At 52.8% G+C, this 14,759-nt stretch carries 17 protein-coding genes; 9 read left to right on the plus strand and 8 right to left on the minus strand.

The features are described from left to right. Positions 1-21: 21 nt before the first annotated feature. Positions 22-489, minus strand: coding sequence for a formate hydrogenlyase regulator HycA (hycA, locus tag AACU55_RS12770; protein WP_134705552.1), 468 nt, complete (start codon positions 487-489; stop codon positions 22-24). A gap of 361 nt (positions 490-850) precedes the next feature. On the opposite strand from hycA, the gene hypA reads away from it, so the two are divergent. From hypA to flhA, 6 genes are all read left to right on the plus strand, one after another. After that, complete coding sequence (gene hypA, locus AACU55_RS12775; protein ID WP_013574488.1) at positions 851-1,195, plus strand: hydrogenase maturation nickel metallochaperone HypA; 345 nt, start codon at positions 851-853, stop codon at positions 1,193-1,195. Positions 1,196-1,225: 30 nt separating this feature from the next. Then, a complete protein-coding gene (gene hypB / locus AACU55_RS12780; RefSeq protein WP_134705553.1) occupies positions 1,226-1,987 on the plus strand; it encodes a hydrogenase nickel incorporation protein HypB in 762 nt (253 codons plus the stop codon). Further along, the gene (gene hypC, locus AACU55_RS12785) at positions 1,978-2,256 is read left to right on the plus strand and encodes a HypC/HybG/HupF family hydrogenase formation chaperone (protein WP_013574490.1); all 279 of its coding nucleotides are present in this window, start codon (positions 1,978-1,980) and stop codon (positions 2,254-2,256) included. Before hypB ends, hypC begins: the two co-directional genes overlap by 10 nt. Beyond that, entirely contained in the window at positions 2,256-3,428 is a 1,173-nt protein-coding gene (gene hypD / locus AACU55_RS12790) for a hydrogenase formation protein HypD (RefSeq protein ID WP_134705554.1), read from the plus strand. Before hypC ends, hypD begins: the two co-directional genes overlap by 1 nt. Beyond that, a complete protein-coding gene (gene hypE, locus AACU55_RS12795; RefSeq protein ID WP_134705555.1) occupies positions 3,421-4,443 on the plus strand; it encodes a hydrogenase expression/formation protein HypE in 1,023 nt (340 codons plus the stop codon). Before hypD ends, hypE begins: the two co-directional genes overlap by 8 nt. Positions 4,444-4,548: 105 nt before the next feature. Continuing rightward, the gene (flhA, locus tag AACU55_RS12800; protein ID WP_015689516.1) at positions 4,549-6,636 is read left to right on the plus strand and encodes a formate hydrogenlyase transcriptional activator FlhA; all 2,088 of its coding nucleotides are present in this window, start codon (positions 4,549-4,551) and stop codon (positions 6,634-6,636) included. A gap of 5 nt (positions 6,637-6,641) precedes the next feature. Here flhA and AACU55_RS12805 read toward each other — a convergent pair whose 3' ends face one another. From AACU55_RS12805 to AACU55_RS12815, 3 genes are read right to left on the minus strand one after another with little or no spacing between them, the layout of a single operon-like run. Next, the gene (locus tag AACU55_RS12805) at positions 6,642-7,184 is read right to left on the minus strand and encodes a DUF4865 family protein (RefSeq protein ID WP_134705556.1); all 543 of its coding nucleotides are present in this window, start codon (positions 7,182-7,184) and stop codon (positions 6,642-6,644) included. Further along, positions 7,181-7,588 (minus strand): tautomerase family protein, encoded by a 408-nt coding sequence (locus tag AACU55_RS12810; RefSeq protein WP_134705557.1) that lies wholly within the window; start codon positions 7,586-7,588, stop codon positions 7,181-7,183. Before AACU55_RS12810 ends, AACU55_RS12805 begins: the two co-directional genes overlap by 4 nt. Positions 7,589-7,617: 29 nt before the next feature. Then, positions 7,618-7,941 carry a carboxymuconolactone decarboxylase family protein gene (locus AACU55_RS12815; RefSeq protein ID WP_013574496.1) on the minus strand — a complete coding sequence of 108 codons (324 nt, stop codon included), beginning with the start codon at positions 7,939-7,941 and terminating at the stop codon, positions 7,618-7,620. 105 nt (positions 7,942-8,046) lie between these two features. Here AACU55_RS12815 and AACU55_RS12820 point away from each other — a divergent pair, with 105 nt between their 5' ends. Then, positions 8,047-8,928 carry a LysR substrate-binding domain-containing protein gene (locus AACU55_RS12820; RefSeq protein ID WP_037036295.1) on the plus strand — a complete coding sequence of 294 codons (882 nt, stop codon included), beginning with the start codon at positions 8,047-8,049 and terminating at the stop codon, positions 8,926-8,928. Between the two features lie 10 nt (positions 8,929-8,938). Here the strand turns inward: AACU55_RS12820 and AACU55_RS12825 are convergent, their stop codons facing one another. Further along, complete coding sequence (locus tag AACU55_RS12825; RefSeq protein ID WP_013574498.1) at positions 8,939-9,139, minus strand: DNA polymerase III subunit theta; 201 nt, start codon at positions 9,137-9,139, stop codon at positions 8,939-8,941. A gap of 44 nt (positions 9,140-9,183) precedes the next feature. After that, the gene (locus tag AACU55_RS12830; RefSeq protein WP_134705558.1) at positions 9,184-10,188 is read right to left on the minus strand and encodes a hypothetical protein; all 1,005 of its coding nucleotides are present in this window, start codon (positions 10,186-10,188) and stop codon (positions 9,184-9,186) included. 151 nt (positions 10,189-10,339) lie between these two features. Here AACU55_RS12830 and yghX point away from each other — a divergent pair, with 151 nt between their 5' ends. Then, positions 10,340-11,245 carry a YghX family hydrolase gene (yghX, locus tag AACU55_RS12835; protein WP_131638713.1) on the plus strand — a complete coding sequence of 302 codons (906 nt, stop codon included), beginning with the start codon at positions 10,340-10,342 and terminating at the stop codon, positions 11,243-11,245. Positions 11,246-11,299: 54 nt separating this feature from the next. Here yghX and yghU read toward each other — a convergent pair whose 3' ends face one another. Further along, positions 11,300-12,145, minus strand: coding sequence for a glutathione-dependent disulfide-bond oxidoreductase (yghU, locus tag AACU55_RS12840; protein WP_134705559.1), 846 nt, complete (start codon positions 12,143-12,145; stop codon positions 11,300-11,302). 92 nt (positions 12,146-12,237) lie between these two features. Next, a complete protein-coding gene (locus AACU55_RS12845; protein ID WP_134705560.1) occupies positions 12,238-13,299 on the minus strand; it encodes a LacI family DNA-binding transcriptional regulator in 1,062 nt (353 codons plus the stop codon). Between the two features lie 284 nt (positions 13,300-13,583). Here AACU55_RS12845 and AACU55_RS12850 point away from each other — a divergent pair, with 284 nt between their 5' ends. Continuing rightward, on the plus strand, positions 13,584-14,759 hold the full coding sequence (locus AACU55_RS12850) for a Gfo/Idh/MocA family protein (protein ID WP_013574503.1): 1,176 nt from the start codon (positions 13,584-13,586) through the stop codon (positions 14,757-14,759).

The following is a 14,759-nucleotide window of genomic DNA, read 5'->3' on the forward strand; positions in this document are numbered from 1 at the left end:
TAATATATTTCTGAATGTAACTCAGGCGTGGTCGAGTAATTTTTCGAGTTGCGAATGAATGGGCTGATTAGTTTTCAGTGAGTCAAAAATACACTGATAAATAGCCGATATTTTATTGAGATAATGTTCCAGCACGGCGTTCTTATCTTTAATATCCACGGTGCCATCAACCCGGCCTTCTTCACTCAGCGTGGCGTGTGCAAACGCTCTGAAGTCGGGTTCTTCACCGCTGTGCGCCATGTTCAGGCTGTAAACGATATCCTGACTGTAGAAGTCGTCGCTGAGATGAATACTGACGGAAAAATGGTTAAACAGGGTGAAGCGGATATCCTGATCTTCGCCGCAACTGAATTCATGGTTTATCTTTTTATTTGAATGGGTTATGGCCTGTGTCAGGCTGTTCTGATACAGGCGCCATTGTGATTTCAGATGGCTGTTTTTGCTGGCTATATAATCCGCTTTACTGGTCAGTTCGCTGAGAGTGCTCATTGTCATTACCCGTTATTGAGGTGTGCGTAGGTGCCTTTCCGGTCCGTCTTTATGCAGAAAGTGACGACGAAAATACGGCGCATACATCCCTGCTGGCATAAAACGTGCCAGTTTCCGGTTTTGTTTAATAACTGCTTTATTATTAAAAGGTTAAGATATTTAAAGCCTGTGTGTCCGGTCGCATGAAAAACATAATGACATGTCGATGACACTGTATTTCGACATATATGACGGACTGCGCCGGGATTATTTCGCTATCCGGTTTTCTTCTCCGTGTCTCCGTGTCGAAAAATTGTGGCATCAATATTGCTACTTACCTTCCCATGCGCTGTTTATTAATCTCCTGACGGAGAGGGAAATAATGCACGAGATTACGTTGTGCCAGAACGCCGTGGAAATAATGCAACAGTTTGGACGGCAAAATAATGCCCGGAGAATTACGGCGGTATGGATGGAAATTGGCGCATTTTCCTGCGTCGAACCTGAAGCGGTGCAATTTTGCTTCGAACTGGCGTGCCGCGAAACACTCGCTGAAGGTTGTGAATTGCATCTCCACACACCGGCGGCAGAAAGCTGGTGCTACACGTGCCAGCAGGACATCACTTTACTCAGCCCCGGCGTGCTGCTGTGTCCGCACTGTGGCGGACGTGATGTGCGGGTGGTGGCCGATGACGGCATGAAAATTAAACGAATCGAAATCGAATAACGGGCACCCGATGTGCCCGGGGAGAAAGCTATGTGCAGTACCTGCGGTTGTGCCAGCGGCGAACTTCGTATCGAAGGCGTCAGCCCTGAACACACTCATCACCATTCACATGATCATCGCCACGGTCTGCCGTTTGCACCGCGACGCCTGGTGGACATCGAAATGGACGTGCTGGCGAAGAATAACCATATCGCTGCCCATAACCGCGAGCATTTTGCGGCGGCGGGCATTCTGGCACTGAATCTGGTGTCCAGCCCCGGCTCCGGTAAAACGACCCTGCTGACCAGCACCCTGACCCGGCTGGCACCGTATTTCGACTGCGCGGTGATAGAAGGCGATCAGCAAACCACTCACGATGCCGATCGTATCCGCGCCACCGGCGTCCCGGCGATCCAGGTGAATACCGGTAAAGGCTGCCATCTGGACGCGCAAATGGTTCATGATGCGCTGCATCAGCTGTCGCCAAACAATAACAGCCTGTTGTTTATCGAAAATGTCGGCAATCTGGTGTGTCCGGCCAGTTTTGATCTCGGTGAATTGCACAAAGTGGCGGTGCTGTCCGTCACGGAAGGCGAGGACAAGCCGCTGAAATATCCGCATATGTTTGCCGCATCGCGCCTGATGGTCCTCAATAAAATCGACCTGTTGCCGTATGTCAGTTTTGACGTCGAAGCCTGTATTGCCAATGCGCGCCAGGTCAATCCGCAGATTGAAGTGATCCGGCTTTCTGCCACTACCGGCGAAGGTATGGAGCAGTGGCTGGCCTGGCTGGAGCAGCAACGATGTGCATAGGCATTCCGGGACAAATCGTCGCGTTGCATGACCAGCAGCCTGATCACGCCTGGGCAGAAGTCTGTGGTCTGCGCCGCGAAGTGAATATTGCGCTGGTGTGCGACGGCCAGCCACAAACGCTGATCGGCGGCTGGGTGTTAATCCACGTCGGTTTTGCATTGAGCAAACTTGATGAACAGGAAGCACAAGAGACGCTGGCTGCGCTGCACGCGATGGAAGAAGTGGAAGCCGATGTCGCCCTGTTTCTCGGTGCGGGAGAGGCACGATAATGCGTTTTGTTGATGAATTCCGTGATCCGAAACTGGCGAAAACGCTGATTGAACGGCTGCATCAGCGGGCGGCATTACTGCCTTACACCGCTGAAAAACCCATGCAGATTATGGAAGTGTGCGGCGGCCATACCCATGCCATTTTCAAATTCGGGCTGGATAAACTGCTGCCCCCGCAACTGGAATTTATCCACGGGCCGGGGTGTCCGGTGTGCGTGTTACCGATGGGGCGTATCGATGCCTGCTGTGAAATTGCCGCACATCCCGACGTGATTTTCTGCACCTTTGGCGACGCGCTGCGCGTGCCCGGCAAGCAAGGCTCGCTGTTGCAGGCGCGCGAACGGGGTGCCGATGTGCGTGTGGTTTATTCCCCGCTGGATACGCTGAAACTGGCCCGTGCAAATCCGGCACGTCAGGTGGTGTTTTTCGCCCTCGGTTTTGAAACCACGCTGCCGGTTACCGCTGTCACGCTGCAACAGGCACGGCGCGAACGTCTGCCCAATTTCAGCGTGTTCTGTCAGCACATCAGCCTGATGCCGACCTTACGCAGCCTGCTCTCGCAGGATGATGTGCGGATTGATGCTTTTCTGGCTCCCGGTCACGTCAGCATGGTGACGGGTACCGCACCTTATCATTTCATCAATGAAGAATTCGGCAAGCCACTGGTGATCAGCGGTTTTGAGCCACTCGATATGCTGCAAAGCGTGCTGATGCTGGTGGAACAAGTTTGCGAGGCATCGTGTAAAACGGAAAACCAGTATCGCCGCGTGGTGCCGGAAGAGGGTAACCTGCTGGCACAGGAAGCGATGCGCGAAGTGTTTACGCTTGCCGGTAGCAGCGAGTGGCGCGGTCTGGGGGTGATTGAAGCCTCAGGGATTTCCCTGGCCCCCGCCTATGCCTCGTTTGATGCAGAGCGGCGCTTTAACCCGCAGGCACAACCGGTAGCGGACGATCCCCGCTCCCGTTGCGGTGAAGTGCTGACCGGGCGCTGCAAGCCGCATGAGTGCCCGCTGTTTGGCACCACTTGTACGCCACATAATGCATTTGGTGCGCTGATGGTGTCTTCTGAAGGTGCGTGCGCGGCGTGGTATCAGTACCGGCATCAGGAAACGGCAATGGCGGATAAACCGCAGCAAAAGCATCAACAGCAGAAGGTAAGTCAGGATGAGTGATCGCAAAGAAGTCGTCACAATGTCGCATGGCAGCGGCGGCCGCGCCATGCAACAGATGATCGAACAGATGTTCATCAGCGCATTTGATAATCCCTGGCTTAACGAACGGGAAGATGGCGCACGATTGTCACTTGCCAGCCTGAGTGCACAGGGCGACCGGCTGGCGTTTACCACGGACAGTTACGTGATTGATCCCATCTTTTTCCCCGGCGGCAATATCGGCAAGCTGGCGGTGTGCGGCACGGCAAACGATCTGGCGGTCTGCGGGGCGACCCCCGCCTATCTTTCCTGCGGTTTTATTCTGGAAGAAGGGTTAGCGCTGGATGACTTACAAAAAATAGTCAGCGCGATGGCGCAGACCGCACACGCTGCGGGCATTGCCATTGTGACCGGCGATACCAAGGTCGTGCAGCGAGGTGCCGCCGACAAAATCTTTATTAATACCGCCGGGATCGGCGTGATCCCAACGGCCGTTAACTGGGCCGCCGGTATGATAAAAGCAGGCGATAAAGTGATCGTCAGCGGGACGCTCGGCGATCATGGTGCGGCGATCCTCAATCTGCGTGAAAAGCTGGGGATGGATCTGGGCGTGGAAAGTGACTGCGCGGTGCTTGCGCCGATGATTGCACCACTGCGACCGCTGGCTGGCGTGCATGCCTTACGTGATGCCACGCGCGGCGGGGTGAATGCGATTTTGCATGAGTTCAGCGCCGCCAGTGGTTTTGGGATATGTATCGACGAAACCGCGTTGCCGGTGAAACCGGCTGTGCGTGGCATCTGTGAATTACTGGGGCTGGAACCGCTGAATTTTGCCAATGAAGGCAAACTGGTGATCGTCGTGTCCGACCGGGCTGAAGAGCAGGTGCTGAACCTGTTACGCAGCCATCCGCTGGGCGCTGATGCGGCGACTATCGGCGAGGTGACGATAAGTCCGCAGGTGTGTCTGCGCGGCGCGCTGGGTGTTTCCCGCCAGTTAATGTTGCCCCATGCGGAGCCATTACCCCGCATTTGTTGATCTCGTCAGGGGAGCGCGCCGCCGCGAAGGCGTAAACTTTCTTAATCGTTTCTTCAAAAACGCTTTACATCAAAAGCCAGAGCCCACGGTATGCAGAGTGCAACAATGAGCACCACAAAACACAAAGGATTACTGGAACTGACGCGCACATTGCTGCTGCAACAGAACATGACATCGCTGCTGGAAACCCTGACGCAAGTGGTTCAGAGCGCCGGTATTGCGGAGGCTGTGACGCTGGTGTTGTTCGACAATAACAGCGAACGCGTCAGTTTTTATGGCATCGATCCGCATCATCAGCCGGTCAGTTATGAAGATGAAACGCTGCTGGCGACCGGGCCGGTACATGCCTTACTGAGCAATCCTAAAACGCAGGTCTGGCGCAGCGAAGCGTTGCATCTGCGCTATCCGCAACTGGCGGCGCTGAACCTGTATCCGGCGTTTACCGATTATTGTCTGGTGCCTCTGCTGGCCTCTTCCGGCTTGCTGGGGGGCTGTGAGTTTACCCGTCAGCACGCGACCCCGTTCAGTGAGGAAGACAAGAACGGTCTTTATGAGCTTTGTACGCTGGCGGCCATTGCGGTCGAACAAATCCAGTTGCGCGAAAACGCCTCGCTCCAGCAATCCCTGCTGCGCCATGAACGTGACGATTTCCGCATTCTGGTGGATATCACCAACGCCGTCCTGTCCAAGCTGGATCTCGACGAACTGACCGGCGAAATCGCCAAGACTATTCACCATTTCTTTCACATTAATGCCATCAGCATTGTGTTGTGTGATGCCGATAAAGACAGCGAACAAGCCAGTGTTTACGCGACACATTATGTGCAGACGCACGTCGCGGAGCGTGAACAGTCGCGCATGACGCTGGAGGGTTCGCTGGAACAGCAGGTGATGAAAAATGGCGAAATGCTGCTGACTAACGTGCGGTCCGCCGAAGAACCGGACAACGATGAAAGCACGTTGTTCCAGCTGTTATGGCGGGATCAGACCAAAACCCTGTGCATTCTGCCGTTACGTTTTGGTCATAAAACGCTGGGGGTGTTGAAACTGGCACAGTGCCAGCCGGATAACTTTAATTCCGCTAATCTGCGCGTGTTGCAGCAGATCGCCGAACGTATTGCGATTGCCGTGGATAACGCACTGGCCTATCAGGAAATTAAAAGCCTGAAGGAAAAACTGCAACACGAAAACCTGTATCTCACCGAGCAGATAAACAGCAATAACCCGGATTTCAGCGACATTGTCGGACGCAGTTCCAGCATGTCGGCGGTGCTGAAACAGGTTGAGATCGTGGCGAAAAGCGACTGTTCTGTGCTGATCCTCGGCGAAACCGGCACCGGTAAAGAGCTGATCGCCCGTGCGATCCATAATCTCGGCGATCGTCGTGACCAGCGCATGGTGAAAATGAACTGCGCGGCCATGCCTGCCGGATTAATGGAAAGCGATTTATTCGGCCATGAAAAAGGCTCGTTTACCGGGGCTACCGCTCAGCGGATGGGGCGTTTTGAACTGGCCGATAAAGGCACCTTATTTCTCGATGAAGTGGGTGAAATTCCGATTGAACTGCAACCGAAGTTGCTGCGTATTTTGCAGGAGCAGGAGTTCGAGCGTGTCGGCGGCAATAAACTGATTTCGGTGGATGTGCGGATGATCGCAGCGACCAACCGCGACCTGTGCCAGATGGTTGCCGATAAAGAATTCCGCAGTGATCTGTATTACCGGCTGAATGTGTTCCCGATTGTCATCCCGCCGTTGCGTGAGCGCCCTGAAGACATTCCGCAACTGGTGAAATTCCTGACCTATAAAATCGCCAAGCGCATGAAACGCACCATCGACAGTATTCCCGCCGAGACCTTACGTTTATTAAGCCGGATGCCCTGGCCGGGCAATGTGCGCGAACTGGAAAATGTTATTGAACGCGCTGTGCTGCTGACCCGCGGAACAGTGCTGGATTTACAACTTCCTGAGCTGAATTATCCGTTGCCGGTATCTCAGCCGGAGAGGGTGATGCCCGCGCCTGATACAGCGCCCGCCCCGCATTTGAATGAGGAAGACGAGCGCGAACGTATTCTTCAGGTACTTAAGGAGACCAACGGTGTGGTCGCCGGTCCGCGTGGTGCGGCACAACGTCTGGGGTTAAAACGTACGACGTTGTTGTCGAGAATGAAAAAATTGGGGATTGCCGCGCATTAACCGGGTCAGACTGCTTTTACCGCACCGGACAATGAAATATGGCCGATGCGGTAATGCTGCCCACCGCCTGTCAGCGGATTTCTCCCCGCCGTAAAATGGATTTTCTTCCAGTTTGTCGTGTCCCAGGCGGTGACGTCGATAAGTCTGTCGCTCACCGTTTGCTCACTGAATGGCGCAAGGTCACTGAACGGTGCGATATCCGTTATCTCTCTTTTCGCATATACCGCCTCCGCGACGCTTCCGCTGACATGTGCCGTCAGCACCGGATAAACCCGGATCTGCGGCCAGCCGAAGGCGCCGGCGACGCCCTGAAAACCTGCACCTGAAATAAAACGGTTCATATCTGATACGTCCTGCCACAGGTAAAACGGCGCGTAGATATTTTCTGCGCTGCCGGTTTGCAGGCCGTTGCGGCGGGCATAGAGATAGGTTTTGAAAATAAGCCCTGCAAAACCGTCCGTCCGATATCCGTTATCCGCAATGCGCTTTTCAATAATGCCCATGTCGTAGTCCGCAGGCAGGGTAAAACTGTATTGCATGGCAATCATGACCGGGCTCCTTGCGCAATTCTGAACATTTCACCGTGACTGAACGACCAGTCTTCCGGCTGTGTAAAACTCACCACCACCATCACATCAGCCTGAGAAACTCCCAGTGTGAGGTGTAATTTTTCGGCCAGATGGTGGAACAGTTGCTGTTTCTGATAACCGTTACGCGGTTTGCCTGCGGTGATGTGAAACAGCAGAAAATCGTCTGAACGCCGGTCATTTTCACCGGCTAAATAGGTCGGGTTGATTACCCGCTGGTGGCGGCTGACCGGTTCGAACAACTGAAAACAGTCATCTTTGGGCACGGAAAAGTGATCAACCAGTGCTTCCTGTAATATGGCTGAAATGGCATCCTGCCAGGCATCCGCGCGGTGGGCTGGTAAAGAAATTCGGCTAAAAGGCATCGGTTGTTCCTCCGGTTACGGGGCGCGGGTTACTGGTCATTGAGAGCGGCGAAGCGGCTCAGGGCGGATGCCGCTGCGGGCCAGCCGGCATAAAATGCCAGATGGGTGATCACTTCTGACAGTTCGGCCTGTGAGACCCCGTTTTTTACCGCCAGGCTCAGATGAAAAGGCAGTTGTTCAACGCGATTGAGGGCAATCAGTGCGGCAACGGTGATCAGGCTGCGATCACGCGCAGACAATTCATTTCTTTTCCACAGATCGCCGAACAGCACCTGTTCCGTCAGTTCTGCAAATTTGGGCGTCAGACGCGCCATGGTATCCAGCGTCTGTGTTTGGGACGAGGTCGTGCTCATATCAGGCTCCTTTTTGTCGGTGTGAAAAGGAGCATAAGGCGTTATGATTATCCTGAATATCGAAAATAACAGCAGCATTAGTCCATAAAAACGGGATGATTAAGCATGGCGAAAAGACCGGTCACTTTTGATTCAGAAGCCTTGCGCAGTTTTGTTACCGGCATTGAACTGGGCAGTTTTGTGCTGGCCGCCGACCGGCTGGGACGCTCCACATCTGCCGTCAGCGCGCAGCTGAAAAAGCTGGAGCAACAGGCGGGCACGGAGCTGGTACAGAAATCCGGACGGCACCTGATCCTGACCGGACGCGGCGAAGTGATGCTGAGTTATGCGCGGCGGATCCTCAGCCTGAATGATGAGGCCAGCGCTGTGCTGCTCGCCAGTACGCTGAGTGGCAGCCTGAATCTGGGCATGCAGGAGGATTTCGGCGAAACCCTGTTACCGGCCATTCTCGGCACATTCACCCGCGCACATCCGCAGGTGCAGGTTTCCGCCAGTATTACCCGTAATCAGCAATTGCTGGACGGGATCCGGCATAACGAGTTTGATCTGGCGGTGTGCTGGCAGGCTGATGAAACGCCACTTTTCCCGTCAAGCCGCTCGCTCGGACGGATACCGCTGCGCTGGATTGGCCCTGAAAGTTTCGACCTGAAGCACTATCAGGAAACAGGCGAACCGGTGCCCCTGCTGGTGTTCGAAGCGCCATGCCTGATGCGGAATGCCGCAACGACGGCGCTGGATAACGCCGGTATTGCGTGGCGGATAGCCTTCACCAGCCGCAGCCTGAGCGGGATTTGGGCGGCGATGTCGGCGGGGCTGGGGGTGACTGTTCGTACGGATTTCGGTATGCCATCAACCGTACGGATTTTGCAGGAATTGCCCGCGCCGGGTGAGGTGGGGATCAGCCTTCATCAGAGCCTGACGCCACCGGGCGAGGCGGCCGTCAGCCTGAGAGAGTCGATTGTCGGCTTCTTTACGCAGCAGCACTGAGCCGCTGTGACTATTTTTTAGCCGGTTGCTGACGATAATGTTCCAGACGTTCGCGAAAATAAGCGCGCAGATGTTCCGGCTGCTCCATCTCCACTTCTTCTGCGTTGACCGGCAGATGGTTGCGCTCACGCACCACGACAGTCCCGGCCGCCAGCCCGGCGCTGACTTTATCCATTTCCTCTTTACTCAGCCCTGCGAGTGCTTTGTTCATGGTTTCTCCTTTTGATTGTTCTGTTAGGTTGTCGGGCAAAGCCTCTATTCTACTGCGGTTCCGGCCAGTGTCTTTAACATGCCGTCAGCGAAATACGTCTCCAGCAACGCCGGGTCGGTTTTCTGATGTTCCGATGAAAGAAATTTGGCAATAGCGTTGCGATCATCTTCTCCCCAAATAAAGATTTTATCGGGATGATAAAAAGCATGTTTTTTTATTGAGGCATTATTGGTGATCAGTTTCTTATTAAAAGCCATGGCTTCGAGAGCACGCAGCGTTAATCCACATTGATCAGGCTTGTTGATCTCAAGAACGACAGAAGCGCGTTTCAACTTTTCAATATTTTGCTGATAACTGATTTTCTGATTGATACAACAGTCCGGGTAATCCGGGGTTCCGTTGCAATCGCCCACCAGATAAAAGTCGGTCTGGCAGTGATTCTGGCGCAATACCGGTGTCAGGTCGTTAATGAGTTTTGCCCGATAATCATCAAACCCGCCGACATAAAAGCATGAGCAGGATGACGGCGTATTTGCCGGTTCCGGTTGCCACGCAGCCATGTTATGGCGGGTGAACGGCAAAAACTGGTCAACATAAGAAAGTCCGTATTTCCGGCAATCTTCGGGATCAAAACTGTAAATAACATCAAAAACAGCGGTGACCCGGTCGAGATAATTTTCGTCATGGGAAAGTAATTTCAGCCGACGTCTTTTAGACGTAAGCGCGGCCACTGAGTCGCGCAATACCAATATTTTTTTGCATTTGAGCAGGGAAAGTAAGTCCAGCATCAGAAATGCGCTGTAGCCGTTACAAATGATGATGTCGCTTTCACGCACGCGGCTGAACTTGATAGCAATCTGAAATTTCCGGTGCCAGTGTTTGAGCCGCTTTCCCGGCAGCAAAGAGTGGACAGATTTAAAGTGTTTTTTGACGTGATAAATCATATGCACATTAAATTCTTTTTTCAGTGCAGAGGTCATCATCCGTTCGTACTCTGAGTTCCATTCGATGAAATGTATTTTCGGTGGTTGCGAAAGATGGTTTTTCATTGTTTCTCCCTTTATGACCAAAGTTTAGCATTTTCAGTGCATAAAAGTGTTGATGCGGCCTGGAAAGCCATCCCATCTCACAACGGGTTTACAAAATCGCCAAAAACAGGCCATTATTTATCCTTCCCCTGACCGGAACGGAGCCTGAAAAATGACCCGAATGACAGCGAAAGATTTCCCGCCTGAACTCCTCGAATATTTTGATTTTTACGTGCACGGCAAAATGACCAAACGTGAGTTTCTTGATCTCTCGGCGAAGTTTGTGGCAGGCGGATTGTCGCTGGCTGCGCTGACAACGCTGATGACGCCGAACTATGCCTACGCCGAACAGGTGCAATTCACTGATCCGGATATCGTGGCGGAATACATTCAGTATCCGTCGCCGCAGGGACACGGCAGCGTGAAAGGCTATCTGGTGCGTCCGGCCAAAGTGACCGGTAAAGTGCCTGGTGTGGTGGTGGTGCATGAAAATCGCGGGCTGAATCCGTATATCGAAGATGTCGCGCGGCGGGTGGCGAAAGCCGGATTTGTCGCGCTGGCGCCGGACGGGCTGAGTTCGGTCGGCGGTTATCCGGGCAATGATGAGAAAGGGCGCGAACTGCAAAAACACATTGATCCGGCCAAACTGATGAACGACTTTTTTGCGGCGGTAGAATTTCTGATGCACCACGAGACTGGCACTGGCAAAGTCGGCATCACCGGTTTCTGTTACGGCGGTGGCGTGGCAAATGCGGCGGCGGTGGCTTACCCTGAACTGGCGGCCGCCGTGCCGTTCTACGGGCGTCAGCCGAAAGCGGAAGATGTGCCGCGTATCAAAGCGCCGTTATTGCTGCATTATGCTGAACTGGATAAACCCATTACCGAAGGCTGGCCGGCGTATGAAGCGGCGCTGAAGGCCAATAACAAAGTTTATGAAGCGCATATTTATCCCGGCGTGAACCACGGTTTCCACAATGATTCGACGCCGCGTTATGACAAAGCGGCGGCGGATTTAGCGTGGGAAAGAACCATTGCCTGGTTTAAAAAGTACCTCGAACCGCAGACAGAAAGCGCATAAAAGAAAAGGGCGGGATCGCAAAATCCCGCCCTTTTTTTACGTTTCAGATGTCCGTTACGATTTCAGGATGCCATCGAAATCCGAGGCATCATGGCGCTCTTCCAGTTGTTCATCACCCCAGGTGCGGTTCACAATGCGTCCGCGTTTCACCGCCGGACGGCCCGCCACTTCAGCCGCCCAGCGCTGGAAGTGCTTATAAGATTCGATGTCGAGGAATTTAGCTGATTCATACAGACCGCCCTGCGCCAGGCTGCCATACCAGGTGAAAATGGCGATATCAGCAATCGTGTATTCTTCCCCGGCAATAAAACGGTGTTCAGCAAGCTGGCGGTCTAATACGTCGAGCTGGCGTTTGGCTTCCATCGTAAAGCGGTTAATGGCGTATTCGATTTTGACCGGCGCGTAATGGTAGAAATGACCGAAACCGCCGCCAAGATACGGCGCGGAACCTTGCAGCCAAAACAACCAGTTCAGGGTTTCAGTGCGACCGGCGAGATCTTTTGGCAGGAATTGGCCAAATTTTTCCGCCAGATACAGCAGGATGTTGCCGGATTCAAACACGCGGATTGGCGGTGTGGTTGAGTTATCCAGCAGCGCCGGAATTTTTGAGTTCGGATTGACGTCAACAAAGCCGCTGGAGAACTGATCGCCTTCATTGATGCGGATAATAAACGCATCGTATTCCGCACCGCTGATACCCAGCGCCAGTAACTCTTCCAGCAGGATCGTCACTTTCTGGCCGTTCGGCGTGCCAAGGGAATAGAGCTGAAGCGGGTGTTTACCCACCGGCAGCGTTTTTTCGTACGTCGGGCCCGCTATCGGGCGGTTGATGTTCGAGAACTTGCTGACTTCATCTTTATTCCAGGTCCAGACTTCAGGGGGCTGATACTGTTCTGACATTGCATTCTCCGCATCTTTTTTTGAGGTTAAGACTCAAAAGTCTAGCAGGAGATAATCAATGGCGACGCTGAGAATGTGCCTTCGGGGCGCGGCTAACTGGCGGCAGGATACAACCCTTTGCGCTTCCATTTCACATCGGCCACTGACTGGCCGTTGTGAATTCTCCCCTGTAACAGCAAATTGAATTTCGCGCCGGTAGCGCGCATCAGGCGGCTTTGCAGAATATACACCGCCTCGGTACCCAGCTCGCGGCACGGCAAATGCACGGCAGTGAAACTTTGTGCCGCTGATGTTTTCATGTCGTGCGCAAAATCGATACTCATCACCGAAATATCTTCCGGGACTTTAAATCCGTATTCGTTCAGGGCATCAATGGTGGCCTGTGCAATCTGATCGCCTCCGCATAAGATGGCTGACGGCATGGTTTCCCGTTTATGCCTCCGGAGATACTTCTCAATATTTTCTCTCGCCTGTTCCCCTCCGCTGCCATGATTGACCAGCAAATGCAGGGCTTCGTCGAATACCACATGGTGTTCAAGGCAGGCGCGTTTAAAGCCATCGAGGCGCTGCATCATGGTTTCACGACGCAGGTCGGTGAACAATAAAACGGGGCGGTGACCTCTGGTAAACAGATAGTTGGCGGCACTGTAACCGATGGAATAATGATCGGCAGAAACACAGTCCAGACGCATCTCGCTGTCCTTGGCGTTGATCATTACCACCGGTTTGTTAGATTCTGCTGCCAGCCGATACAGCATCACGTCATCAATACCGATAATGACGATGCCGTCGACATCCGGCTGATGAAGTGCCTGCATAAAAACAGCGATATCCGGTTCATTGACTGCCAGCGCGCATTTACGTATGTGAATATCAAAACGCGCAACTTCCGCCGTTATTTCCTGAATCACTTCATAATAATAACGATCTTCATGGGGAGAGAAGGCGGCGGGTGGCGCACAGAGCAACAGGCAATTCATTAACAAACGGCTGGCCGGAATGTCACGCAAAATACCCATTGTTCTGGCATGGGCAAATACTTTCTCTTTTGCCTGGAGACTGACATTGGCTTTCCCTGCCAGCACACGGGAAACGGTACTCGGAGAAAGCCCGGTTAACTCCGCTATTTGCCTGATTTTTAATTTTCCCGTCATTTTGTGATCAATGCCTCAAATGGAGATGGACTTATTGCCATGGTTAACTGGTTGTAATTCATGGGCTATTCAGCATGATAGCAAATTCCGCAAACGGCACTGCAATTCCTGTCACAAATAACAGTTGTTGGAAAAAAAAACCATTATTACTCTCCAGAATATAAACCTCAGAAACAAAAAATAAGGTATTTATCTGTGCTGAATCTATAAAGAATTCAACACGGTGACGCCCTATATGCGGCTTAAATCCGCCAGCTGTTCGATTAAATATAAGGAGTAAGAGAATGCTGAAAATAGCAATTATTGGTACGGGTAATATTTCACATAACCATATTCAGGGATATTTAGAGTTTGCTGATCGTTGCCAGATTGTTGCGCTGGTAGATATTTATCCTGAAAAAGCGGAAGAGAAAAAACGGCATTATGGCCTGACGAACGCCAGGGTCTATGCCAGCCATGAGGAAATCCTCAATGATGCAGATATCGACATTTTTGACGTCTGCACGCCGCCGTATGTCCACGCCGAAATCTCGATTAATGCGCTGAACGCAGGCAAACACGTGTTGTGTGAAAAGCCGATGGCGGCGTCGTTACAGGAATGCGACGCGATGATCAGCGCGGCGCAGGCGAGCGGGAAAACGCTGTCAATCATCGCGCAAAACCGTTTTACCGACGCGTTCTGGCGGCTGAAAAAAGTGCTCGATTCCGGTGAAACCGGCAAAGTGTGTCATGCACAGGTGGATTCTTTCTGGTGGCGCGGTCATTCCTATTACGATTTGTGGTGGCGCGGCACCTGGGAAAAAGAAGCGGGCGGTTGCACGCTCAATCACGCCGTTCACCATATTGACGCGATTCAGTGGATGCTCGGTTTTCCTTCTGAAGTGGTCTCGATGATTACCAACGCTGCGCATGATAATGCCGAAGTGGAAGATCTCTCGGCGGCCATTTTCAAATATGACTCCGGCGCACTGACCCAACTGACGGCTTCCGTGGTGCATCACGGCGAAGATCAGAAGATTGTTATTCAGGGCGAGAAAGCGCGAATTTCAGCCCCGTGGGACAAATACGCCAGCATTTCTGCGCCGAACGGTTTCCCGATTGATGCGCGTGACACGGATCGTGAAAACCAGCTTGAAGACATTTACCAGTCGATTCCCAAACTCACTTATACCCTGCACACCGGCCAGATCGACAATTTCCTGACCGCACTGGAAACCGGTACCGCGCCGCTGATTGACGGCATTCAGGGCAAGCGTTCACTGGAACTGATTGCCGCGATTTATAAATCCGCCATTACCCGCAGCATTGTGTCACTGCCGTTGTCGCCGGAAGATCCGTTTTATCAAACCGGCGGGCTGGTTTCGCTGGCACCGCACTTTTACGAAAAATCAGCATCGGTGGAAAACTTCGCCAATGAAGATGCGATCCCTCTCGGCAAAAATATGGATAAAGGAGCCTGA

It is taken from the genome of Rahnella sp. CJA17(1/100) (assembly GCF_963881615.1).
Lineage (GTDB): Bacteria > Pseudomonadota > Gammaproteobacteria > Enterobacterales > Enterobacteriaceae > Rahnella > Rahnella aceris.